Consider the following 23230-nt stretch of genomic DNA (forward strand, 5'->3'; position numbering starts at 1 on the left):
ACGCGCCCCGGTGGCTTGGACGAATGGGAACCCGCCGCGGCTACCCGCGCAGGCGCTCCAACAGCGCGAGCGCGGTATCGCGCATCCGGTCGACCGAGCGCGTGACGTACATGAGGTCGACGAAGAAGTCGTCGAATCCGGTGTCGGCCGCGACCTTCTCGACGGCCGTGACAATGAGCTCCGGATCGGTTCCGGCCGCCACATTGACCCGCACGGTCGTCCCGATGGTCGCCGGGTCCCGCCCGGCGATCGCGGCGGCCCGTTCGATCACGCCGCGCAGCTCGGTCAGTCGTGCGCCCCACCCGGGCGGACCCGGCACCGGCAGCACCGGCAGCCAGCCGTCCGCCCGCCGCCCGATCCGCGCCAACCCCTCCGCGCTGAACGCCCCCAACCAGATCGGCGGCCGCGGCCGCCGCACCGGCCGCAACTCACTGCGATGCGACGGCACGCTCACATACCGGCCCGTATAGCTCGCCGGATCCGTGGTCCAGATGGTCTCCAACGCGTCCAGCGTCTCGTCCAACCGCGCCCCGCGCCGCGTGAACGGCACCCCCGCCGCCGCGTACTCCTCCGGCGACCAGCCGATCCCGAAACCGGGCACCAGCCGCCCGCCGCTCGCGATATCCAAGGTGGTGAGCGACCGGGCCAGCAGCGCGGGCCGATACAGCGGCGCGATCAGCACATTCGTACCCAACCGCACCCGCTCGGTGCCCGCGGCCGCCAGTCCCAGCAGCAGGAACGGATCGAGCACCGCGTTGAACTCCGCCGGAATGGTGTCCGTCCCCGCGTACCCCACCGTCGGATTCGTGGCGGCGATGAGCCGTTCGCCCACCCACAGACTGTCCGCCCCCGCCGCCTCCAACGCGGCCGCGAACTCGGTCACCCGCGCCGCCTCCGCGGCCTGCGGACCGTATTGCGGAAGTGCGAAACCGATTTTCACCTCTCCTGGATACCAGAGCCCGCGCCGCCGCACGTCCCGTGCGCGGGCACGGTGCCGACAAGGCCGGTCACCGTCGCCCGGGCGGGACGCGACGGCGGCATCGTGTACACACCGACGTGCGATGGTTGCCTATCACCGGGGTCGCAGGGTCGCCGCCGAAGGGCAGCGGGTACTCGGCGGTGCGATACCCGATCGGATCCCCGCTACCCGGGCGTGCCTGCTCGGGGTGCTCATCGTCCGGCGCTGCGGCACTCGGCGAGCGGCCCGGCGAGCGGTCGGCGTCCCGGCATGCGGCCAGACGGCCGGATCCGCTCAGCGCACGGGCGGGACGTCGATGAGCCGATCGAGCACCAGCGCCGCCGCGGCGGCCATTCCCGCGGCGGTCGGATGACACGGCGCACCGGGATAATGTTGACCGGGCAGCGGCACATAGAAGTCGACGGTCCACGGATCGCGGGAGCCGTGCGGATGGTCCAGGCTCGGGGTGCGCACATCGATCAGTTCCACCCCCGCCCGCGCCGCCGCGGCCTCGGTGCGCGCCGCCAACTCCTCGGCGAGCACCCGATAGGTGCGGTCCACCACGCTGTCGCGCGGCGACTCCGGCCCGACCACGGACAGATAGTTCACCACCAGCACCCGCGCCCACGGCGCCCGCGCCTGCACCGCCTCCAGCACTTCCACGATCCGCTCCTCGACACCGTCGACCCGCCGCAGCGCCGCCTCGGCGTCGGCGGCGCGCGCCACCGCGGGCAGCAGCCGCAGCGGTGCGGGCGCACGCCGCGCCAGCAGATACTGGGTGAGCCCGATATCGTTGCCGCCCACGGTCACCGTCACCAGATCGGTATCCGGCCGCACGGCCGTCAACTGCGGCGGCATACCGAACAGCGAATCCCGCAGAATATGGTCGCAGGTGGCCCCGCTGCACGTGGCGTCGGTCAACTCCAGCCCCGCCGCCGCGGCCACCAGATGCGGATAGTTCCCACGCGACCGCCCCACCCGCCGCGACACCCCCGGTGCACGCGGCGCGATCCCCGGTCCGGCCGCGAACGAACTGCCCAGCGCCACATAGTTCTTCCCACGCCACGCCCCGGTCTTACGGGCCGCCTCTTCGAACATCCGTCACCTCATCTCACGGCCGGGCACTCCCTCGACACCCAATCCCGACCAATCCCGCAGCCTGACGGTCCGTGCCCGGAAGCGCAAGTGCGCGCCCCGCGACCCTTCCGCCTCCGGTGCACCCCCGGCGCCGAGAGTCGTTGCGCCACAGGACGGACCGATTCGTCCGGTCTACCCGAGAATTCCCGACCGCGACCAACCCGTCCCCGGCAACCCCGCCTGTCCAGGCGTTTCTGCGCGATCGCGCAACCTCCCGCAGGATGGCGGACGTGGGTGATCACAAACAACGCATGCTCCGCGGCGAGCTCTACCGCGACAACGATCCCGAACTCGTCGCCGAACGCCAGCACTGCCAGCGCCTGCTGGACACGTTCAACGCCACCGGCGCGGGCCAGGACGACCACCGCCGCGCCCTGCTGGCGGAACTGCTCGGCGAGATCGGCGCGGGCTCCTGGATCATGCCGCGCTTCCAATGCGACTACGGCTCACTCATCCGCATCGGCGCCAACAGCTTCCTCAACTACGACGCCATCATCCTCGACTGCGCACCCGTCACCATCGGCGACGACGTGTCCATCGGCCCGCGCGCGCAACTGCTCACCGCCCTGCACCCCATGGCCGACCACGAACTGCGCCGCCAACGCTGGGAGACCGCCGCGCCCATCACCATCGGCGACAATGTCTGGCTCGGCGGCGGCGTCATCGTCTGCCCGGGGGTGAGCATCGGCGCGAACACCGTGATCGGCGCGGGCAGCGTCGTCACCCGCGACATCCCCGAACGTGTATTCGCTGCGGGCAACCCCTGCCGCGTCATCCGGACACTCTGACGTCACAACCTCAGTCCGGCAATCCGGCCAGCTCCGCGCACACCCGGTACAGCTCCCGCGCCATCGCGTCGTCCTGCGCGGCGCGCGAGGGCGCCTTCACCCGATTGCGCTGGAAATAGCATCCCGACACCGCCGCCACATCCGGATCGGTCGCCAGATAGGTGAGCGCCTCCGCCCCCTGCTCCGGGGTGATCATGAAAATGCGCTTGACCAACTCCATGGCGGGCTTGACGAACCACGGCGCCTCATCCCAGATATGGGTGGCGACCGCGCCCGGATGGAAGGCGTTGGCGGTCACGCCCGTACCCCGCAACCGCCGCTCCAGATCCCGCACGTACAGGATGTTCGCCAGCTTCGACGCCCCGTACGCCCGCGCCCCGGTGTATCCGCGCCGCAACCCGAGATCGTCCAGCTTCACCTGCGAGCCGTAGTGCATGACCGAGGAGGTGAACAGGATCCGCGCGGGGGAGGAGTGCAGCAGCAGATCCATCAGCAGTTCGGTGAGCAGGAAACCGGCCAGATGATTGACCGCGAACGTGGTCTCGAAACCGTCCTCGGTCTCGGTGCGCCGCAGGTGAAAGCCGCCCGCGTTGTTCGCCAGCACATCCAGCCGGGAATAGTTGGCCTGCACGGTCTTCGCCAACCGCCGCACCTGCGCCAGACTGCCCATATCGCACTCGAGGGTGTCGACCGCGCCCGCCCCGCACTCCCGCACCGATGCGGCCGTCGCGGACAGCTTCTCGGGATTGCGGCCGACGAGGACCAGATGATGTCCCTGGGAGCCGAGCTGCCGCGCCGCAGCCAGACCGATCCCTGACGTAGCCCCTGTGATCAGGATCGTTTTCATGCCCGCCCACCCTGCCATATCGACGCCGCGCTGTCTTCCTACCGCGGTAGCATTCCGAAGCCGCCCCATTGCGAAAAAGATTGCCCCACAACACTCTAACGCGACAGCGGGGCAGCGCGCCCGCACTCGAGGCGGCGGGATCGGTCAATCGCGCGCCACCGAACCGCGCCCGCGACCCGCCACCCAACCGGCCCATTGCCCGAAAGCTCCCACCCCCGCCGAACCCGGCCGTACCTTAGAACGATGGAGCCGGTACTGGTCACCGGTGCCGCCGGGGGACGCCAAGGATCCACCGGCCGGCACCTCACCGCACAACTGCTCGGCCGCGGCGTCCCCGTCCGCGCCCTGATCCACACCGACGACGAACGCGCCGCCCCGCTGCGCGCCCTCGGCGCCGACGTCCGCGTCGGCGACCTGCGCGACCTCGAGACCGTCCGCGCCGCACTCGACGGCATCCGCGCCGCCTACTTCACCTACCCCGTCATCGACGGCTTCGTCGACGCCGCCGGCGCCTTCGCCGTCGCCGCCCGCGAGACCGGCGTCGAACGCGTCGTCGCCGTCTCCCAACTCGCCGCCGGACCCCAGGCACTCACCCCGCGCATGCGCCAACACTGGGTCGTCGAACAAATCCTCGACTGGGCCGGAATCGGCGCCATCCACCTGCGCGCCGCCGTCTTCCACGAGAACCTCGCCCGCATCGCCGACACCGGCGACGGCGACCTGCTCACCCTCCCCATGGGCCCCGACACCACCACCCTGCCCCTGGTCGCCGCCGCCGACGTCGCCCGCGTCGCCGCCGGACTACTCGCCGACCCCACCACCAAGGCCGAACCGGTCATCCTCCTCACCGGCGACATCCAAACCATCGGCGACGCCGCCCGCACCCTCGGCCGCGGCTACCGCGACATCGACCCCGACACCTGGCACCGCTGGGCCCTCGACTTCTACGGCAGCCCACACGCCGCCGCCCACCTCACCAAACTCTGGGAGATCTTCCGCCTGCTCGGCGAGGGCACCGGCCTCTACCAGGTCACCCCCGCCATCCAGCAGTACGGCGGCCACCCGCCCATCACCCTCGCCGACTACGCCGCCCACCGCACCCGCTCCCACTGACACCATGTGACCACCGTCACCACCCGACCGCTGTCACACCCGGCCACCACCCGGTCTCTCACCTTGTGTCCGAAACACAACACACGAGGAGACCCGAATGACCGTCATGGAACTGGCCCGCTTCACCGTCGACCCCACCGACGTCGACACCATGCTGGCCGCCCGCCCGGCAATGCTCACCGCCCTGCGCGAGAAATTCGACGGCTTCGTCTCGCTGCGACTCGTCCGGCTCGACGAACGCACCTGGATGGATGTGGTGGAATGGCGAGACCGCGCCGCCGCCGACGCCGCGGCGGCCGGAATCGGCGCGGTGCCCGAATGCGCCGCCGCCTTCGCGTTCATCAAGGAGATGGTGTCGATGGAACACGCGACCGTCGAGTTCGCCGATGCCTGAGGCGGCGGGGCGGCCGGACCTCGAGGGTCTGGCCGCCCGGGCCGTCGCCGGAGACGCCGACGCCCTCGAACAGCTCTGCCGCGAACTCCAGGACCTGATCTACCGGCTCGCCCTGCGCTTCAGCTCCGACCCGGAAGCCGCCGCCGACGCCACCCAGGAAATCCTCATCCTCGTCGTCACCCACCTGTCGGAATTCGAAGGCCGCTCCAAACTCACCACCTGGGTGTACACCATCGCCTCGCGCTACCTGCTGCGCACCGTGCGCGGCCCGATCGAACTCAGCGTCGCCGGACCCGAACCCTTCGCCGACTGGATCGACCGCAACCTCGCCCCCACCCCCGCCGACCACTTCGACGAAGCCACCTTCCGGCTGCTCGCCGGCGAAGTCCGACTCGCCTGCACCTACGGCATGCTGCTCGCCCTCACCCGCGACCTGCGCATCACCTACCTGCTCGGCGACCTCATCGGCCTCCCCGACACCGAAGGCGCACAAGCCCTGGGCATCACCCGCGCCGCCTACCGGCAGCGCCTGGCCCGCGCCCGCCGCACCATGCGGAGCATCATCGCCGACCGCTGCGGACTCGTCGACCGCGCCAACCCGTGCCGCTGCGACCGCCAGATCGACTCCAGCATCGACTACGGCATCCTCGACCCCGCCCACCCCACCTTCAGCACCCTGCCGGGCGCGCACCCACCCATCCCCGCCGACACGCTCGACACCGCCGCCCGCCAACTCGACACCGCCACGGCCATCGCCGAGATCTACCGCTCCGACCCCGAATTCCGGGCGCCCGAACGCGTCTGGGAGACCCTGCAACGCGCCTGCCCCGCCCTCACCGGCTGAACCGGGTGGGTGACGGCACGCGCCGCCACCCACCCACCCGCCGGGCAATGGTCGCGCCGCTGACCGATTCGTACGATCGAACCCATGGCAACGCAGACCGCAGGCGACCTGCTCCGGCACTGGCGCACCACCCGCCGCCTCAGCCAACTCGAACTGGCGGGCCGCGCCGAAACCTCCACCCGCCACCTCTCCTTCATCGAAACCGGCCGCGCCACCCCCAGCCGCGCCATGCTGCTGCACCTCGCCGACGAACTCGACATCCCCCTGCGGGAACGCAACCGCATGCTGCTCGCCGCCGGCTACGCCCCCGTCTACACCGAACCGGCGCTCGACAACCCCGCCATGGCGCCCATCCGCACCGTGCTCCGCCAGATCCTCACCGGCCACGAACCCCACCCCGCCCTCGCCGTCGACGCCACCTGGAACATGGTCGACGCCAACGCCGGCATCGCCCTCTTCCTCGACGGTGTCGACCCGGCACTGCTCACCCAACCCGTCAACGCGCTACGGCTGAGCCTGCACCCCGACGGCCTCGCCCCCCGCATCACCAATCTCCCCGAATGGCGCGGCCACATCCTCGAACGCCTGCAACGCCAGATCGACGTCAGCGGCGCACCCGAACTCACCGCGCTGCGCGACGAACTGCGCGCCTACCCGGGCGGTGAGGAACACCCCGGGCTACCCGATCCCGACCAGGCCGTGGTCCCGCTGCGACTGCACCTGGACGGCCACGACCTGTCGCTCATCAGCATCACCACCGTCTTCGGCACCCCCATGAACGTCACCGTCGCCGAACTCGCCATCGAAGCCTTCTTTCCCGCCGATCCGGCCACCGCGACCCTGCTGCGCGACCGCATCGCCGTCGCCGCACAATGACTCACCATGGATGTGACCGCGCACGTAGCCGACCTCCTGCGGGCATCCGTCGCACTGCGGCGGATCGGGCACAGCCACGCATGGAGCCTGTATCGCGGTGAAACCGCCGACGGCCGAACCATTTTCGTCAAAGCCCTCGACGACGACGCCCCGGACGACATCCCGGACGGCGATGCCCAGGACCACAGAGTCCCTGGTGGCAACGCGCCCGACGGCGGTGAGATCAAGGAAGTCCCCGGTGGCAACGCGCCCGACGGCGGTGAGATCAAGGAAGTCCCCGGTGACAGCGCGCTCGACGACGGCGAGGCCGGGGGAGTTCCGGATGACAGCGCACCCGACGACAGCTCGACCGGGAGAGTCCCGGGCCACAACGCACCCGACGGCGGCGCGATCAGGCCGGGCGTGGGGGAGGGGAGTGGCGTCTTCGGCGCGGAAGCGGCCGGACTGCGCTGGCTCGCCGCCGCGGATCCCGGCGGTCTCGTTCCCGCCGTGCTCGCAGTCGACGCCCGCGTGCTCGTACTGCCGTGGCTGCCACCGGAATCGGCGTCCCCGGCCGCCGCCGAACGCTTCGGCCGCGACCTGGCCGCCCTGCACGCCGCCACACCGGACCACTTCGGCGCGCCCTGGCCCGGCCGCATCGCCACCCTGCCCCTGGACAACACGCCGACGGCGGGGGAGTGGGGCCCCTGGTACGCCGAGCGCCGCCTCGCGCCCTGCCTACCCGCCGCCGCACCCCACCTGGGCCGCGACGGCGTCCGCCTGATCGAAACCGTCATCGACCGCATCGGCACGCTCGCCGGTCCCGCCGAACCACCCAGCCGGATCCACGGCGACCTGTGGTCGGGCAATGTGCACTGGACCGACGGCCACGCGATGCTCATCGACCCGGCCGCCCACGGCGGCCACCGGGAAACCGACCTGGCCATGCTCGCCCTCTTCGGCGCACCGCACCTGGACCGCATCCGCGCCGCGTACGACGAGTACGCACCGCTGGGAGAGGGCTGGCGGCAACGCATTCCGCTGCATCAACTCCACCCGCTGCTCATCCATGTCGTCCTCTTCGGCGGCGCGTACAGCGCGATGACTGCCGATGCCGCGGTAGCCGCCCTCGCGGCGTAGCAGCCGGAGCCGGACCCGTTGATATTCGCAGATCCAAGAATACCTACATGGAAATATGCGCATCTACACATGTTGCGACCTCGTGTCGCATCGAACGCGGCGGTCTCCATGCCGATACAAGACGCACAGAGGAGGAGCAGGCTCGATTCTCGATGAGATTCATCGACCTGCCTCGTCTACACGGGTGAATGCCCTTCGAGACCTTCAGGAGCGTGTCATGACCACAGTGCCGACCTTCCGCGTGGGCGATCCCGTCTGGATCGATCTCTTCACCGCGGATCCGGATGTCAGCATCGCCTTCTACGGCGACCTCTTCGGCTGGACGGCCGAGCGGGCGGGGGAGGAGTTCGGCGGCTACATCACCTTCCGCAAGGACGGGCAGGCGGTGGCCGGGGGAATGGGCAAGACCGAGGACGGGATTCAGGGGCCCGACCAGTGGACGGTGTACCTCCGGTCCGATGACGCGCGTGCGACCGCGGAGCAGGCGGTGCGGGAGGGCGGGTCGATCGTGGTGCCCGCCATGGACGTGGGGGAACTCGGCACGATGGCGATTCTCGGTGATCCGTCGGGTGCGGGGATCGGGGTGTGGCAGCCGGGCACGCACCGCGGCTTCGAAGCGATCGGCATCGCCACGGGCGGCCACTGGAGCGGGCATGTCGGCGTGCCGTCCTGGTTCGAGTTGCAGACGCCGCACTACGACAAGGCGCTGATCTTCTACACCGATGTCTTCGGCTGGCAGGACCCCTTCCGGGTCGCGATTCCCGGGGAGGGCGATATCGGGTACACCACCATCCACTCCGAGACGCCGATGCTCGGGGGCGTCATGGACGCGCACGCCTTCCTGCCGCCGGATTCGCCCGGCGGCTGGCGGGTCTACTTCGGCGCCGACGATGTCGACCAGGCGGTGCGGCGAGTCGTGGAGCTGGGCGGCTCGGTGATCGCGCCGGTCATGGATACGCCGTTCGGCCGGATGGCCGGTGTCGCCGACCCGACGGGCGCGCATTTCAGCATCGGAGGCAATGCCTCCTGACCCGGCGGGGGAGGGGAGTGGTTGTCGGACCCGTGGGATAGCGTCGCGCGCATGGAACTGCGGCGGATCCATCACGTGGCGCTCATCGCGTCGGACTACGAACGGTCCAGGGCGTTCTATACCGAGGTGCTCGGCCTGCGGGTGCTGGCCGAGCATTATCGCGCCGAAAGACGCTCGTACAAGCTGGATTTGGAGCTGCCGGACGGCGGCCGGTTGGAGCTGTTCTCCTTCCCCGACCCGCCGCCGCGGCCCTCGCGCCCGGAGGCCGCGGGCCTGCGGCATCTGGCCTTCGTGGTGCCGGATGTGGCGGCGGCGCTGGCCGAGCTGGGGGACCGGGGTGTGCGTGTGGAGGAGATGCGGGTCGACGAGTACACGGGGAAGCGTTTCGCGTTCTTCTTCGATCCCGACGAGTTGCCGCTGGAGCTGTACGAAGCGTGAGTCCGTAGCTGTGGCGGTATTTCCGTAATTAAAAAATGGAAATATGCGCATCTAGACATGTTTAATCCAACCTCATATCTCCTGAACTTGCCAAACAACAAGCCGCACGTTCCGGCCCAAGCACTTTCACAGCCCCGACGAGAGGGGAGGGGCGCCTCCCATAGGATGGCCTGCATGACCAAAGTGCTCCTGAAGACCTCCGCCGGGGATATCACCCTGGAACTGGACGAGGCCAAGGCGCCCAAGACCGTCGCGAACTTCGTCGACTACGTCAAGGCGGGCCACTACACGGACACCGTGTTCCATCGGGTGATCCGGGGCTTCATGATCCAGGGCGGCGGCATGACCGCCGATATGGCGCAGAAGCCGGCGCCGAACCGTGTCGAGAACGAGGCGAACAACGGTCTCCGCAACGACAAGTACACCGTGGCGATGGCGCGGACGATGGATCCGCATTCGGCCAGCGCGCAGTTCTTCATCAACACCAACAACAACGACTTCCTGAACTACCCGGGCCAGGACGGCTGGGGTTACGCCTCGTTCGGCAAGGTCGTCGAGGGCACCGACGTGGTGGACGCCATCGAGGGCGTGCGCACCGGCTCCAAGGCCGGGCATCAGGATGTGCCGGTCGAGGCCGTCACGATCCTGTCGGCCGAGCTGGTCTGACGATCGTCGGTTGACGCGGCGTCGACGCCTCGACGCGAAAGCGGCCCGGAACCATCAGGTTCCGGGCCGCTTCGGTGTTCGGGCGGCGCTCAGGCGTCGAGCACCTGCTTCTCGCGTTTGACCACGGGCGGCAGCACCGACCACGGGAAGTTGATCCACTTGTCGGTGCGCTTCCACACGTATTCGCAGTCCACCTCGGAGTGCGGCTTCTGGTAGACGACCGCGCAGCGCACCTCTTTGACGTGGTCGCTGCAGAAGTCGCGGACCAGTTTGAGCGTCTTGCCGGTGTCGGCGACGTCGTCGGCGACCAGGACGGTGGCTCCGGCCAGGTCGATGGGCGCGGGGACCGGCGGCAGCATGACGGGCATGTCGAGGCGCTGGTCGACGCCGGTGTAGAACTCCACGTTCATGACGTGGAGGTTCTTCACGTCGAGGGCGTAGCCGAGGGCTCCGGCGACGAAGAGGCCGCCGCGGGCGATGGAGAGGATGAGGTCGGGTTCGAAGCCGTCGTCGGCGATGGCGGTGGCCAGTTCGCGACTGGCGTCGCCGAACAGCTCCCAGGTGAGTTCTTCCCGCTCCGCCATCCGTTCCTCGCCTTTCGCTGTCGCTGTGGGATTGCCGTTACACGATATGGCACCGGGGTGCGGTCATGGGGCTCACATGGCCCGATTGCTACGGCTGGTGGGTGATGGTGTACCAGAGCAGCGCGAGGGTGCCGGCGGCGAAAAGTGGTACGAGGATGAGGGTTTCCATCTTGTTGCCGGTGCGGTCGATGATGGGGAATCGGATGCGGATGTCGAAGGGCCACAGCAGGCGGCAGCCGCGGTCGGTGAGGCAGTCGCCGAGGACGTGGGCGAGGGCGCCGAGTCCGACGGAGAAGGGCAGCCAGGCGGGTTTGTCGCTGATCCAGTGGTCGATGGCGAAGGTGCCGCAGGTGGCGAGCACGACGACGGTGCCCCAGGCTTTGACGCTGTCGCCGGTGGGTGCGAGGTTGAGGGCGCGTACGGCGAGGGCGAGCAGGAAGAACACCAGGGCGAGGGTGAAGTAGCGGCCGATCCAGTGTTCGCCGGCCCAGGTGCCGTAGGTGACGAGGGCGACGAAGGCGAAGGAGTGGGTGGCGCCGCGGTGTCCGCCGGAGATGGCGGAGATGAGTTTGCACGCGTAGTGGGTGATGGGGCCGAGCACGTGGGAGATGGTGCCCTTGGGGTGGTCGGCGTCGGGGAGCAGCGCGGCACCGGCCGTGAGGAAGGTGCCCATCACCAGGTCGACGGAGCCGATGGTCCCGGATTGCATTGCGGGATAGGTGATGACGGTGAGTGGTAGCGCCGCTGCGGCGGCGGCCCACGCCAGCGCGCCGCTGGTGGCGTGTGAATGTCCTAGCACCGCGAGAAGGTTAGCCGATCTAATTGCTGTTGCGTCAATGCTGCTGTGTGAGAGCAGGCACGTTGCGCGGCAGGTCATTCCGGCCGCGACTCCAGCATATCGCGGTGAAAGCGGCTGTCGCAGCGAATCTTTCGCTGCGGACAGCGTTATGCGCACCGGGCGGGACGGGTCCCCGCTATCGGTCTGCCGTGGGGGTCAGCAGGCGGTCGAAGGTGTGCAGATCGCTGGACAGGGCGTGGAAGACGCTCAGCGAGACCGCGACTCCGAAACAGCCGCCCACGCACAGCGTGATGACCGAGCCGACGGCGGCCTGCTGCTGTGCCGGTTCGAGGAACGCCAGCCCGGCGGCCGTGCCGAGCAGCGGTACGGTGGCGGCCGCGGCGAGGTAGACGCGGTTGCGGCGGGCGAGCACGCGCAGCCGGGCGCGGTCGTCGGGTGCGGTGTGGCCGCGTTCGAGCAGCCCCGGGTAGTACCAGCGCAGCACGTAGAAGGTGACGGGGAAGTAGGTGTAGGACACGGCGACGGCGGCGGTGACGATGCTGGAGCAGGCCACGTTGAGCAGTGTCCCGGTGGACAGTTCGGCGGTGCCGAGCAGCCGGACCAGCAGGATGAGCAGGGCGATGGCCCATCCGGCGAAGTTGACCACGGCGATGCGGTCGCCGCAGGCGAGGGTGTCGGCGCGGGCGCGGGCGAGAGTGTCGTCGTCGTAGTGGCGGCCGCGGCGCAGTCCGTAGGGGATCTGGATGACGCGGCGGCACCAGTACACCAGCACGGCGATGCTGGCGGGGTAGACGACGAGTCCGAGCAGGAACGCCAGGTCCACCAGCTGTTCTCGCTGTCGATCGTCGAGGTCGTGGGCGAGGACGGCGGTGTTGTGGGTGTACAGGTAGTACCCGGCGAGCAGTTGGCCGAGCGCGCTGGACACGGTGACCACGGGCAGCGGCCGCATGCGGAAGCGGGCGCGGATGCTGCTGTCGGGCGGGTCCACGAGGTCGCGGGCGGTGCGGTCGAGGGCCAGGTCGAGTTGGTGGGCGAATTCCGCGCCGCTGTGGAAGCGGCTGTCGGGGTCGGGGGACAGGCAGGTGAGCAGTGCGTGCCGCAGTACGGGTGGGCAGTCGGCGGGCAGGTCGGCTTCGAAGCGCGGGTCGATGGGTGCGCGGCGGCGGGTGATCATGCGGTCGAGGCTGGTGCCGGTTTCGCCGTAGCGGGGTTCGTCGTCGAAGGGGAGGCGTCCGGTGAGCAGCTCCCACAGCACGACGGCGAGGGCGTAGAGGTCGCTGCGGGTGTCGAGGCGGCCGGGGTCGGCGTGCAGGTCGGGGTGGCAGGCTTCGAGTTGTTCGGGGGACATGTAGCGCAGGGAGCCGCCGAAGTAGGCGACGGGGCTGTGTCCGGGTAGTAGTCGGTTGAAGCTGATGCCGAAGTCGGCGAGTTTTGGTTGTCCGTCGGCGGTGAGCAGGATGTTGGCGGGTTTGATGTCGCGGTGCAGGACGCCGCACCGGTCGGCGTGGTCGAGGGCGCGGGCGAGTCGGGCACCGAGCCAGGCGACGGTTTCGGGCCAGCTGAGCCGCCGCAGTTCGGCGTGGGTGGCCGGGGCGGCGGGTTCGGCGTTCCTATCGGCCTCGGTGTTCGCGACGGCGTCGACGGCATCGAGCAGTAGTGCGCCGGAACGCTTCTCGGCGGGCACCCGCAGCATGCGCGCGAGCACGTGCTCGAGTGTCCCGCCCGACACGTACTGCATGTACATCAGCCGCAGTCCGGTGTCGCCCAGCTGCCGCTGGTCGAAGACGCGCACGATGTGGTCGTGATCGAGCTGTGCGAGGGTCTGCGATTCGCGGCTGTTGTCCCGCGAGATCTTCACCGCCACATACCGTTGCATGGCGTGCTGGCGTGCCAGGAACACCTTCCCGAACGCTCCCTGTCCGAGCGGCCGCACCAGATCGAATTCGTCGACGGTGGTCCCGGCGTCGATCTCGTCGAGCGGATCACCGCCTCCCGGTCGCGTGAACGCCAAGGTGGCGTCCTCGTAGCCGGCGCGGTCGTCGGTGAGCGCATTGTCGGCGAGCATGTAAGGCACATCACGAAACCCCGGGGTCGGGTTACGGCCGGCCCAGCCCCTATTTCTCGTGTCTTGCGTGGTGCCCCGGGTCATGGGGGCGATCTCGGGCGCGCGATCCGACCGCGAGTGGGTACGCGGTATGTGATGGGTATCGACGCAAGGGGGTGGCGGTGAGTTTCGCGGGCTGGCCGGTGGCCGGGCTGTTGCTGATGCTCGGCGGCTGCGGGCTGGTGCTGCTGACCGCGGGGGTGCGCTTCACGCGGATCGTGGACGAGATCGCCGACCGCACCGGGATCGGTGAGGCGCTGGCCGGGGCGGTGCTGTTGGGGGCCACCACGTCGCTGCCGGGGTTGGTGACCTCGATCGCGGGGGCGGCGGCCGGGGATGCCGGGTTCGCCATGTCGAACGCGTTGGGCGGGATCGCCGCGCAGACCACGTTCCTGGCGGTCGCCGATCTCGCGTATCGGCGGGTCAATCTGGAGCATGCGGCGGCGTCGGTGCCCAATATGGTGCAGTCGATGACGTTGATCGCCCTCATCGGTGTGGTGTTGGCGGCGGCTGCCGGCCCGGATGTCACCGGGTGGGCGGTGCATCCGGCGACACCACTGCTGCTGGCCGTGTACGGCTACGGGCTGCTGCTGGTGCGCCGGTCGAGTGAGCGGCCCATGTGGCGGCCGCTGACCACGGAGGACACCGTCGCCGACGAGCCCGGCGATACCGCGCGGCCGGAATCGAATCGGCGGCTGTGGATCGAATTCGCGGTGCTGGCCGCGGCGGTCGCCGGGACCGGCTGGGTGATCGCGCACGGCGGTCTGGCGCTGGCCGACCGCACCGGGCTGTCGGGTTCGCTGGTGGGTGGGCTGTTCACCAGCGTCATCACCTCGCTGCCGGAACTGGTGACGGTGCTGGCGGCGGTGCGGATCGGCGCGGTGACGCTCGCGGTCGCCGACATCATCGGCGGCAACACCTTCGACGTGCTGTTCGTCGCCGCCGCCGACCTCGCCTATCGGGGCGGGTCGATCTATCACGCCGCCGACCGGTCGGCGATCTTCGTGACGGCGTTGGCGGTGCTGTTGACCGCCACCCTGGCGGCGGGTCTGCTGGGCCGGGAACGACGCCACATCGGCTTCGAAGGGGTGGCGATACTGGTCTTCTACGGCCTCGGTGTGGCGTCGCTGGTGGCGATGGACTGAATATCTCCGGCTCGGCTCAGTCGCGGGCTCGGCGCGTCAATTCGACGGTGGCGGCACGCAGTTCGCCGATCGAATCGATGGGGGAGAAGTAGCCGACGCGGGTGACCGCCATCCCGCGCGGTGTGGTGACACGCAGGTCGAGGCCGTAGCGGTCGGCGCGTTCGCAGCTGGCGGTGTCGGCATCCGGGTAGCCGCCGAAGGCGCGCGCCATGGCGAGCAGGGCGTCGGCGTGGTCGTCGTTGAGATGGGTGATGGCGCGCTGGGCGTGCGGGATCACCGGGTCGGGGGCGGCGGCCGCGTACTGTTCGGCGGTGGCGGAATCCATGCGGCCGTAGCCGCCGACCCAGCGCACCCGCCGCACCCGCAGGATCCACACCGTGAAATCGCTGTAGTCGATGTAGTACTTCGCGGCCGGAACCGCCGCGAGATGCGCCTCGCGGGCGGCGGCCGCTTCGGTGCCCTCGGGGCGCTCCACCACGCCGGCGAGGGTGACGCGTGCACCGGCGAGCGGGTCGGCCGGTGCGTCGGGCGACACCACCGCCAGGCTCGCGCGCGGGTCGGCGAGCAGGTTGCGGCCGTGCTCGGCCATCCGTGACACGCACAGCACGGGCTGCCCGTCCAGCAGTCCGTAGGTGACCAGCGACGCCCACGGACCGCCGTCCTCGCTCAGGCTCGCCAGGGTCGCGGTATTGGTCGCGGCGGCAACGGTTCTGGCCTCCTCGGCCGCCGACGGCCGGGTGTCGTCGGCCACCGGTGTCAACGGAGGTGGGATGGAGGGCGCGTCGCCGGGGTCACCGTGATCGAGAGTCATATGAGAGAAGGTACGCGGCGAGCCCCCACAGGTGGGGGTGTCGTCGGTCGGACGAGCGCACCGGCGGTCGGGTTACGCTGCGAAGGTGAGCAACGCGAGTCTGCGAATATCTCGTTTGCGGAGTCTCATCGAGCATCCGCGCACGGGGGACAGCGAACGGGCGGCGGCGCAGCGCATGCTCGACCGGCTGCTGGAGAAACACACGCCGGACACGGCGGGGGACCGCTCCTACGGGTCGCGGTACTGGCGGGTCGGGCGGCACGCCAGCCTGGACAGTGTCGCCGAACTGATCCGCGCCGATATCGCGCTGGCCCGGGTGGTGTTCTCGAGCACCGGCGCGCCCGGTGAGGTGGCGGTGAGCAGCCCCATCGCCGACGCGCCCGCCGAGATCGACTACATCGTCGAGACACCGTACTTCGGCACCATCGTCATCACCATCAACGGCATCCCCTACGAGTGGGGTTGGGAGCGGGAGGACGGCATCGAAACCGTCAGCCCCGCCCTGCGCGCACTCGCCGACGAACTCACCGACATCATGAACGCCTACAACCACGACGGCTCCGATATCGACAAACGCTTCTTCGGCAAGGTGCGCGCGGGGGGAACGACCCTGGTGTTCTGACCGGCAAGCCCGCGCCGCGGTATATTTCCCGCGCCGCAGTACCTCCGTCACGCACGGTGCCCCGCGAACCGTCGTGGTTCGGGGGGCACCCTGGTTGCCGAATCGGGACCGACGGATCAGGCCGGGTCGAACCGGTCCAGTTCCATCACCTTGGTCCAGGCGGCGACGAAGTCGCGCACGAACTTCTCCTTCGAGTCGTCCTCGGCGTACACCTCGGCCAGCGCCCGCAGCTGCGAGTTCGAGCCGAACACCAGATCGACGCGGCTGCCGGTCCACTTCTGCGCACCGGTGACCCGGTCGATACCCACATAGGTGCCGTCATCGGTCGGCGACGGCTCCCACTTCGTGCCCATATCGAGCAGGTTGACGAAGAAGTCGGTGCTCAACGCACCCGGGTTGGCGGTGAACACGCCCAGCGGGGACTGCTGATAGTTCGCGCCCAGCACGCGCAGGCCGCCGACCAGCACCGTCATCTCCGGGGCGGACAGGGTCAGCAGGTTCGCCTTGTCCAGCAGCAGGTATTCGGCCGGGAGGCGGCTGCCCTTGCCCACATAGTTGCGGAAACCGTCGGCGGTGGGTTCGAGCGCCGCGAAGGACTCCACATCGGTGAGCTCCTGGGTGGTGTCGGCGCGCCCCGGACGGAACGGCACCTCGATCTCCACCCCGGCGTGCTTGGCGGCCTGCTCCACCGCGACCGCACCGGCCAGCACCACCAGATCGGCGAACGACACCCGCGTGCCGCCGGTCTGGGCGGCATTGAACGCCTCCTGGATGTTCTCCAGGGCGCGGATCACCACCGCCAGCGCATCGGGTTCGTTGACCTCCCACCCGATCTGGGGCTGGAGACGAATCCGGCCGCCGTTCGCGCCGCCGCGCTTGTCGCTGCCGCGGAACGACGAGGCCGCCGCCCACGCGGTGGACACCAGCTGCGCGATGGTCAGATCCGAGGCGAGGATGCGCTGCTTCAGATCCGCGATCTCCGCCGCGCCGATGGTCTCGTGGTCGACCGCGGGGATCGGGTCCTGCCACAGCAGGGTCTCGGTCGGCACCTCCGGGCCCAGGTACAGCGCCTTGGGACCCATATCGCGGTGGGTGAGCTTGTACCAGGCTTTGGCGAACTCGTCGGCCAGCTCCTGCGGATGTTCGAGCCAGCGGCGGGTGATCCGCTCGTAGATCGGATCCATCCGCATGGACAGGTCGGTGGTGAGCATGGTGGGCAGCTGCTTCTTCGACGCGTCGAAGGCGTCGGGCACGATGGCCTCGGCGTTCGTGGCGACCCACTGGTGCGCGCCGGCGGGGGATTTGGTCAGCTCCCACTCGTAGCCGTACAGCGTCTCCAGGAAGGAGTTGTCCCACCGGGTGGGGGTCGGGGTCCAGGTGACCTCGAGCCCGGAGGTGATGGCGTCCTTGCCGACGCCGGTGCCGAAGCTGGACTTCCAGCCCAGGCCCTGTTCCTCGAGGGGAGCGGCCTCGGGCTCGGGGCCGACATGGTCGGCGGGGCCGGCGCCGTGCGCCTTGCCGAAGGTGTGCCCGCCGACGATCAGCGCCGCGGTCTCCACATCGTTCATGGCCATGCGGCGGAAGGTTTCGCGAATGTCGTGGGCGGCCAGCAGCGGATCCGGATTGCCGTTGGGGCCTTCGGGATTGACGTAGATGAGGCCCATCTGCACGGCGGCCAGGGGGTTCTCCAGGTCGCGTTCACCGCTGTAGCGGGCGTCGCCGCCCAGCCAGGTCTGTTCGGGACCCCAGTACACGTCCTCCTCGGGTTCCCACTGGTCGACACGGCCGCCGCCGAACCCGAAGGTACGGAAGCCCATGTCCTCGAGTGCCACATTGCCGGCGTACACGATGAGGTCGGCCCACGACAGTTTCTTGCCGTACTTCTTCTTCACCGGCCACAGCAGTCGTCGTGCCTTGTCCAGGCTGGCGTTGTCGGGCCAGGAGTTCAGGGGAGCGAACCGCTGCATGCCCGCACCCGCGCCGCCGCGGCCGTCGCTGATCCGGTAGGTGCCCGCCGCATGCCAGGCCATGCGCACGAAGAACGGACCGTAGTGCCCGAAGTCGGCGGGCCACCAGTCCTGTGAGGTCGTCATGACCTCGACGATGTCGCGCTTGACCGCCGCCAGGTCGAGGGTCTGGAACTCGGCCGCGTAGTCGTAGCCGTCGTCCATGGGGTTGGCGACGGCCGGATTCTTCTGCAGGATCTTCAGATTCAGCTGATTCGGCCACCAGTCCCGGTTGCTTCCGCCCTCGGTGGGGTACTTGAGGCGACCGGCCGCCATGGGGCACCCGCCTGCTGCGGGTTCGGTATGGGCCTCTCCGACGGGCGGGTGTTCCTGAGCCACGGGCGGTTCCTTTCGGGGTCGTGCATGAAGCATCCACTGATATGGATTCGATCAAGATTATGACCTATTCAAGTCTTGTCCGCGAGAGATTCGCGAAAATAATTCACAGACCGGTCATCGCACCCGGCAACACCCGACTACATTGATAGCTAGTCGATTGCTGACAGGCTGTACATCAGGGTGAGTGCCGTGCAACCACGCGGCTGACGGCGAGGGGAGCCGCACATGGACACGGTTTCGGAAGCATTGCTGACCACGGACATCCCATCCATCGCCGAACGCCGCTTCCTCCGCCTCTGGAACTCCATCACCTGGACCCGCGCTGGGGGAGTCGCGCTGGTCGGCACTTTCCCGGCCCGCTGGTGCCACCGCGACTACGCGCCGCCACCGCGGGGAAACTGACCCCGGTCACCGCCGTCGACCTGGGTGAATGGGGGCGCTGCGCCATGGTGATGCGGGTGGCTCGCGTGTACGGGCCATTGGACCGGAGTCTGTGGGCTGTCGGGTCGGGGGAGTTCCGCTTGGACGCACCGCCGTTCGGCGATCATCACGACCATGTCGCGGCCGTGGACATCGGTGTGGACAGTGGAGGATCGCTGACCCTGCGCCCACTCGGCGCCTGACAACTTCGTGCCCGATTCGTACGTATCCGGCCCGCTCGGTCGGAGTACAGTTGGTAACCCGCAGTTGACAGGAGTTGACGATGTCCAGACGCGCCGGACCGGCAATGGTGCGGACTGCCGCGGTCGCCGTGATCGCGGGCGCGGCCACGCTCGGCATGACCGGCCAAGCATCCGCCGACGTCGAACCCGGCACCTACACATCCACCACCTGGTCGTCCGGCATCGTGCTCCTACAACGCGACGCGCGAGTCGAAGGCGGGGAACTGGTCCTGATAGGGCGTTACCCCATACATCCGACGCCCGACGGCGGCTACGTGGACCTGTTTCCCGGTCACCGCGTCGTGCTGATCAGCGACGGACAGGGCGGATACGCGGGCCCGGCGTTCCTGGGCGGCGTGGAGGTCGGCTCCATCACGCTGACTCCGCAACGCTGAAGTTCGATCACCGAGCAGGTCGGAAAATCAACCGGCGGCGGGTTGTGGGGGGCACCCCTCACTATCCAACTTGACATAATGTAGATTATCGGCGTTTATACGACCTGGGCTGAGGTGTGCGAACTTGCCTGTGCGGCAGGTTGTTTCGTATCCCTGAGGGTCGTATGGTGCGGCGGCCCCGGCAGATGAGGTGCGCGGGTCGGGTCGTTTGTCGGCGCCGCAGCACTGTGTCGATGTGTGGAATATTCTGCGCATATCCCGATGTGCCGGAAAATTTCCAGGGTGTGGTTGGGTGATCAATCGAGGTGGCATCGACGGGAACCTGGCCCCCGGCTGCGCTCCCCCGTGGGCACGCGGCGAGCCCTCAATATGTCACTGTGACGTATTACTGGAGGAGTCGGGGGGGGGCTATTGAGCTCGGGCGCTTCGCAGTACGAGGAGGTTCCTCGTTCGACGCGTGATCGCTTCCTCGACCTCGAAGGAGTGGAAGTGTCCGATAACTCATCGCCCGAAAAGGTCTCGACCGAGCGGCAGGACCTCGTGGAGAAAGCGGCCTTCCTCTGTCCGTGTAATCGGTATACGGGCGATGGGGAGCCAAGATCACCCTTGATCTGATCGCGACACCGACTCCCGTGCGCGCTTGTGGGCACCCGCCGTCGAAACATCTCTCGACGTGACCCGATCTCCCTACTCCCCCGTGCTGGTCACGTTGCTCCGTGGCGGTAATTCGTCACTGTGACGATATGTGCTGTGGAGTTGTTCGCCGCAGCCCTCAGCCCATCGACTCCGCCGCTCGCGACGCGATGGCCTTGCCCAGTTCGGAGGTGGTGGCGGTGCCGCCCAGATCCGGGGTGAGCACCCGGCCTTCTTCGAGGACCGCGCAGACGGCGGCGTCGATGGCGGTGGCCGCCGCGGATTCGCCGAGATGGTCGAGCATCATGGCGGCGGCGAGGATCTGGGCGACCGGGTTGGCGATGCCCTGGCCCGCGATATCGGGGGCGCTGCCGTGGACGGCTTCGAACATCGACGGGGTGTCGCGGGCGGGGTTGATATTGCCGGAGGGAGCCAGGCCGAGGCCGCCGGTGACGGCGGCGGCGAGGTCGGAGAGGATGTCGCCGAAGAGGTTGGAGCCGACGATGACGTCGAGACGGTCGGGGTGCAGGACGATTTCGGCGGCGAGGGCGTCGACGTGCATGGAGCGGACGGTGACGTCGGGGTAGTCGGCGGCGACCTCGTCGACGATGCTGTCCCAGTACGGCATGGAGTGGATGAGGCCGTTGGATTTGGTGGCCGAGCACAGGCGGCGGCCGCGGTCGCGGGCGCGATCGAAGGCGTAGCGGATGATGCGTTCACAGCCCACCCGGGTGAACACCGACTCCTGGAGCACGAATTCGTCGGGACGGCCGGGATTGTGGCGGCCACCGATCTCGGAGTACTCCCCCTCGGAGTTCTCGCGCACGATGAGGATGTCGAGATCGGCGGCGGTGCGGTCGCGCAGTGCGGATTCGGTGCCGGGCAGCAGCCGCACCGGGCGCAGGTTCACGTACTGGCCGAACGCGCGGCGCAGCGGGATCAGCAGCCCCCACAGCGAAATATGGTCGGGCACACCGGGAAATCCGACCGCGCCGAGCAGGATGGCGTCGAATCCGGCCAACCGTTCGGGTCCGTCGGAGGGCATCATGGCGCCGGTGCGCAGATAGTTCTCGCACGACCAGTCGAATGCGGTCCATTCGACCCCGGGCAGTACGGCGTCGACCACGGCGACGGCCTCGGCCGTCACGTCCACGCCGATCCCGTCACCGGGAATGGTGGCGATGCGATAGGTCACGATGTCTCCTTGTCGAGTCACGGGGGTCGAGTCACGGGCGTCGAGTCACGGCCGACGGGTCACGGGCGGCCGGGTCACAGCGCGACCCGGATGTATTTGGTTTCCAGGAATTCGTCGATGCCCACCAGTCCGCCTTCGCGACCGAGCCCGGACTCCTTGACCCCACCGAACGGCGCGGCCGGATCCGACACCACACCCTGGTTCAACCCCACCATGCCGGTGTCGAGGGCCTCGCTGACGCGCAGCCCGCGGCGCAGGTTCTCGGTGTAGACGTAGGAGACGAGCCCGTACGGGGTGTCGTTGGCGCGAGTGACCGCCTCGGCTTCGGTGTCGAACACCGACAGCGCGGCGACCGGACCGAAGATCTCGGTGTGCCCGATCGGGGCGTCGGCGGGCACATCGGTGAGCACCGTGGCGGGATAGAAGTTTCCGGGCCCGGGATGGGGTTCGCCGCCGGTGACGGCGGTGGCGCCGCGTCGGCGGGCGTCGGCGACCAGTTCGGTGACCTTGGCGACGGCGTCGGCGTCGATGAGCGGCCCGACCACCACCCCGGGTTCGGTGCCGCGGCCCATGGGCAGCGCGGCCATACGGTCGGCGAGCCGGGTGGCGAAGGCGTCGGCGATGCCGCGCTGCACCAGGATGCGGTTGGCGGCGGTGCACGCCTGCCCGATATTGCGCATCTTGGCGAGCATGGCGCCGTCCACGGCGGCGTCGAGGTCGGCGTCGTCGAACACCAGGAAGGGTGCGTTGCCGCCGAGTTCCATGGAGGTGCGCATGACGGTGCGCGCGCACTGCTCCAGCAGCAGTTTGCCGACGGCGGTGGAGCCGGTGAAGGAGAGTTTGCGGGCGCGGCCGTCGGCGATGACGGGCCCGATGAGCGCCGCCGGATCGGAGGTGGTGACCACATTGACCACACCGGCGGGCGCTCCGGCGCGGTGCAGGACCTCGGCCAGCGCCAGCATCGACAGTGGTGTCTGCTCGGCGGGTTTGACCACGCAGGTGCAGCCGGCGGCGAGCGCGGGCCCGATCTTGCGGGCGCCCATGGCCATCGGGAAGTTCCACGGGGTGATGAGCAGGCTGGGTCCGACCGGCTGCCGGGTGACCAGGAAGCGGGACCCGCCGGTGGGTGCGGGCATGTAGCCGCCGTCGAGGCGTACCGCCTCTTCGGCGAACCAGCGCAGGAATTCGGCCGCGTAGGCGACCTCGCCGCGTGCCTCGGCGAGGGGTTTGCCCATTTCCAGGGTCATGACCAGGGCGAGGCGTTCGACGTCGTCGAGCAGCAGGCGGTGGGCGCGCAGGAGGATGTCGCTGCGCTGCCGGGGTGGGGTGCGCGCCCAGTCGGCCTGGGCGGCGGCGGCCGCGGTGAGGGCGCGCAGGCCGTCGTCGGGGCTCGCGTCGGCGACGGTGCGCAACCGTTCGCCGGTGGCCGGGTCGGTGACCGGCATGGTGTCGGTGCCGGGCCGCCAGTCGCCGTCGATGAACAGTCCGTGGGGGATGCTGTCGATGGCGTCGCGTTCCGTCTGGGTCAGGTGTGTCTCGGTGAGCATGGCTCCCGTTCCTCCCGCCGTGGCCGCAGGTGATGCGGCCGAGTCCATTGCCGCCGTACTGCCGCACATGTTATGCATATTGTCGACAATCCGACAATAGACAATCGCGCCGACGCTGTCCTCGAGTTCCCACCGTCCGGCCCGCCGGATCGATGTCCGAACTCCCCGCCCGCGCCGG

23 protein-coding genes are annotated in these 23230 nt (G+C 69.2%); 13 read left to right on the top strand and 10 right to left on the bottom strand.

Translation table 11 applies throughout. From position 1 onward, the window contains the following. Window positions 1-40: 40 nt before the first annotated feature. A complete protein-coding gene (locus tag FOH10_RS12765; RefSeq protein WP_143980857.1) occupies window positions 41-940 on the bottom strand; it encodes a TIGR03619 family F420-dependent LLM class oxidoreductase in 900 nt (299 codons plus the stop codon). A gap of 312 nt (window positions 941-1252) precedes the next feature. Continuing rightward, entirely contained in the window at window positions 1253-2056 is an 804-nt protein-coding gene (locus FOH10_RS12770) for an SGNH/GDSL hydrolase family protein (protein ID WP_143980858.1), read from the bottom strand. Between the two features lie 260 nt (window positions 2057-2316). Here FOH10_RS12770 and FOH10_RS12775 point away from each other — a divergent pair, with 260 nt between their 5' ends. After that, entirely contained in the window at window positions 2317-2883 is a 567-nt protein-coding gene (locus tag FOH10_RS12775) for a sugar O-acetyltransferase (RefSeq protein WP_425326140.1), read from the top strand. Window positions 2884-2893: 10 nt separating this feature from the next. On the opposite strand, the gene FOH10_RS12780 is transcribed toward FOH10_RS12775, so the two are convergent. Further along, window positions 2894-3730 (bottom strand): SDR family NAD(P)-dependent oxidoreductase, encoded by an 837-nt coding sequence (locus tag FOH10_RS12780; protein WP_143980860.1) that lies wholly within the window; start codon window positions 3728-3730, stop codon window positions 2894-2896. Window positions 3731-3973: 243 nt separating this feature from the next. Between FOH10_RS12780 and FOH10_RS12785 the strand changes: the two genes are divergently transcribed. The 8 genes from FOH10_RS12785 to FOH10_RS12825 all read left to right on the top strand — a co-directional run bounded on the left by FOH10_RS12785 (window position 3974) and on the right by FOH10_RS12825 (window position 10210). Further along, window positions 3974-4843 (top strand): NAD(P)H-binding protein, encoded by an 870-nt coding sequence (locus FOH10_RS12785; protein WP_143980861.1) that lies wholly within the window; start codon window positions 3974-3976, stop codon window positions 4841-4843. A 97-nt stretch (window positions 4844-4940) separates the two neighbouring features. Continuing rightward, window positions 4941-5237: an antibiotic biosynthesis monooxygenase gene (locus FOH10_RS12790; protein ID WP_039814434.1), complete on the top strand. Its 297-nt coding sequence runs from the start codon at window positions 4941-4943 to the stop codon at window positions 5235-5237. Beyond that, window positions 5230-6081 (top strand): RNA polymerase sigma factor, encoded by an 852-nt coding sequence (locus FOH10_RS12795; RefSeq protein WP_186000819.1) that lies wholly within the window; start codon window positions 5230-5232, stop codon window positions 6079-6081. The genes FOH10_RS12790 and FOH10_RS12795 overlap by 8 nt, the downstream gene beginning before the upstream one ends. Window positions 6082-6165: 84 nt before the next feature. Beyond that, the gene (locus FOH10_RS12800; protein ID WP_143980863.1) at window positions 6166-6957 is read left to right on the top strand and encodes a helix-turn-helix domain-containing protein; all 792 of its coding nucleotides are present in this window, start codon (window positions 6166-6168) and stop codon (window positions 6955-6957) included. A 390-nt stretch (window positions 6958-7347) separates the two neighbouring features. Continuing rightward, complete coding sequence (locus FOH10_RS12810; protein ID WP_244962073.1) at window positions 7348-8076, top strand: fructosamine kinase family protein; 729 nt, start codon at window positions 7348-7350, stop codon at window positions 8074-8076. A 217-nt stretch (window positions 8077-8293) separates the two neighbouring features. Then, a complete protein-coding gene (locus FOH10_RS12815) occupies window positions 8294-9106 on the top strand; it encodes a VOC family protein (RefSeq protein WP_143980864.1) in 813 nt (270 codons plus the stop codon). Window positions 9107-9157: 51 nt separating this feature from the next. After that, on the top strand, window positions 9158-9544 hold the full coding sequence (gene gloA2, locus FOH10_RS12820; RefSeq protein WP_143980865.1) for an SMU1112c/YaeR family gloxylase I-like metalloprotein: 387 nt from the start codon (window positions 9158-9160) through the stop codon (window positions 9542-9544). 174 nt (window positions 9545-9718) lie between these two features. After that, window positions 9719-10210, top strand: a complete 492-nt coding sequence (locus FOH10_RS12825; RefSeq protein ID WP_143980866.1) for a peptidylprolyl isomerase — start codon at window positions 9719-9721, stop codon at window positions 10208-10210. A gap of 89 nt (window positions 10211-10299) precedes the next feature. Here the strand turns inward: FOH10_RS12825 and FOH10_RS12830 are convergent, their stop codons facing one another. The 3 genes from FOH10_RS12830 to FOH10_RS12840 all read right to left on the bottom strand — a co-directional run bounded on the left by FOH10_RS12830 (window position 10300) and on the right by FOH10_RS12840 (window position 13658). After that, the gene (locus tag FOH10_RS12830) at window positions 10300-10794 is read right to left on the bottom strand and encodes a phosphoribosyltransferase (protein ID WP_029927867.1); all 495 of its coding nucleotides are present in this window, start codon (window positions 10792-10794) and stop codon (window positions 10300-10302) included. 88 nt (window positions 10795-10882) lie between these two features. Next, entirely contained in the window at window positions 10883-11593 is a 711-nt protein-coding gene (locus FOH10_RS12835) for a metal-dependent hydrolase (RefSeq protein WP_029927866.1), read from the bottom strand. 175 nt (window positions 11594-11768) lie between these two features. Further along, a complete protein-coding gene (locus FOH10_RS12840) occupies window positions 11769-13658 on the bottom strand; it encodes a serine/threonine-protein kinase (RefSeq protein ID WP_244961938.1) in 1890 nt (629 codons plus the stop codon). 161 nt (window positions 13659-13819) lie between these two features. Between FOH10_RS12840 and FOH10_RS12845 the strand changes: the two genes are divergently transcribed. Further along, complete coding sequence (locus FOH10_RS12845) at window positions 13820-14842, top strand: sodium:calcium antiporter (RefSeq protein WP_221937960.1); 1023 nt, start codon at window positions 13820-13822, stop codon at window positions 14840-14842. 16 nt (window positions 14843-14858) lie between these two features. Here the strand turns inward: FOH10_RS12845 and FOH10_RS12850 are convergent, their stop codons facing one another. Next, window positions 14859-15653, bottom strand: coding sequence for a HugZ family pyridoxamine 5'-phosphate oxidase (locus tag FOH10_RS12850; protein WP_143980868.1), 795 nt, complete (start codon window positions 15651-15653; stop codon window positions 14859-14861). An 85-nt stretch (window positions 15654-15738) separates the two neighbouring features. Between FOH10_RS12850 and FOH10_RS12855 the strand changes: the two genes are divergently transcribed. Next, window positions 15739-16275 (top strand): hypothetical protein, encoded by a 537-nt coding sequence (locus tag FOH10_RS12855; RefSeq protein ID WP_143980869.1) that lies wholly within the window; start codon window positions 15739-15741, stop codon window positions 16273-16275. 116 nt (window positions 16276-16391) lie between these two features. Here FOH10_RS12855 and katG read toward each other — a convergent pair whose 3' ends face one another. Continuing rightward, on the bottom strand, window positions 16392-18620 hold the full coding sequence (gene katG, locus FOH10_RS12860; RefSeq protein ID WP_143980870.1) for a catalase/peroxidase HPI: 2229 nt from the start codon (window positions 18618-18620) through the stop codon (window positions 16392-16394). 225 nt (window positions 18621-18845) lie between these two features. On the opposite strand from katG, the gene FOH10_RS34795 reads away from it, so the two are divergent. Beyond that, window positions 18846-19022, top strand: a complete 177-nt coding sequence (locus tag FOH10_RS34795) for a hypothetical protein (RefSeq protein ID WP_186000820.1) — start codon at window positions 18846-18848, stop codon at window positions 19020-19022. 301 nt (window positions 19023-19323) lie between these two features. Further along, the gene (locus tag FOH10_RS12865) at window positions 19324-19677 is read left to right on the top strand and encodes a hypothetical protein (RefSeq protein ID WP_143980871.1); all 354 of its coding nucleotides are present in this window, start codon (window positions 19324-19326) and stop codon (window positions 19675-19677) included. 772 nt (window positions 19678-20449) lie between these two features. Here FOH10_RS12865 and FOH10_RS12870 read toward each other — a convergent pair. Together FOH10_RS12870 and FOH10_RS12875 are read right to left on the bottom strand one after the other, a co-directional pair. After that, complete coding sequence (locus FOH10_RS12870) at window positions 20450-21508, bottom strand: tartrate dehydrogenase (RefSeq protein WP_221938029.1); 1059 nt, start codon at window positions 21506-21508, stop codon at window positions 20450-20452. A gap of 71 nt (window positions 21509-21579) precedes the next feature. Then, window positions 21580-23052: an NAD-dependent succinate-semialdehyde dehydrogenase gene (locus FOH10_RS12875; protein WP_143980873.1), complete on the bottom strand. Its 1473-nt coding sequence runs from the start codon at window positions 23050-23052 to the stop codon at window positions 21580-21582. Between the last annotated feature and the right edge of the window lie 178 nt (window positions 23053-23230).

The organism is Nocardia otitidiscaviarum, from assembly GCF_007362295.1.
In the GTDB taxonomy this organism is placed as follows: Bacteria; Actinomycetota; Actinomycetes; order Mycobacteriales; family Mycobacteriaceae; genus Nocardia; species Nocardia otitidiscaviarum.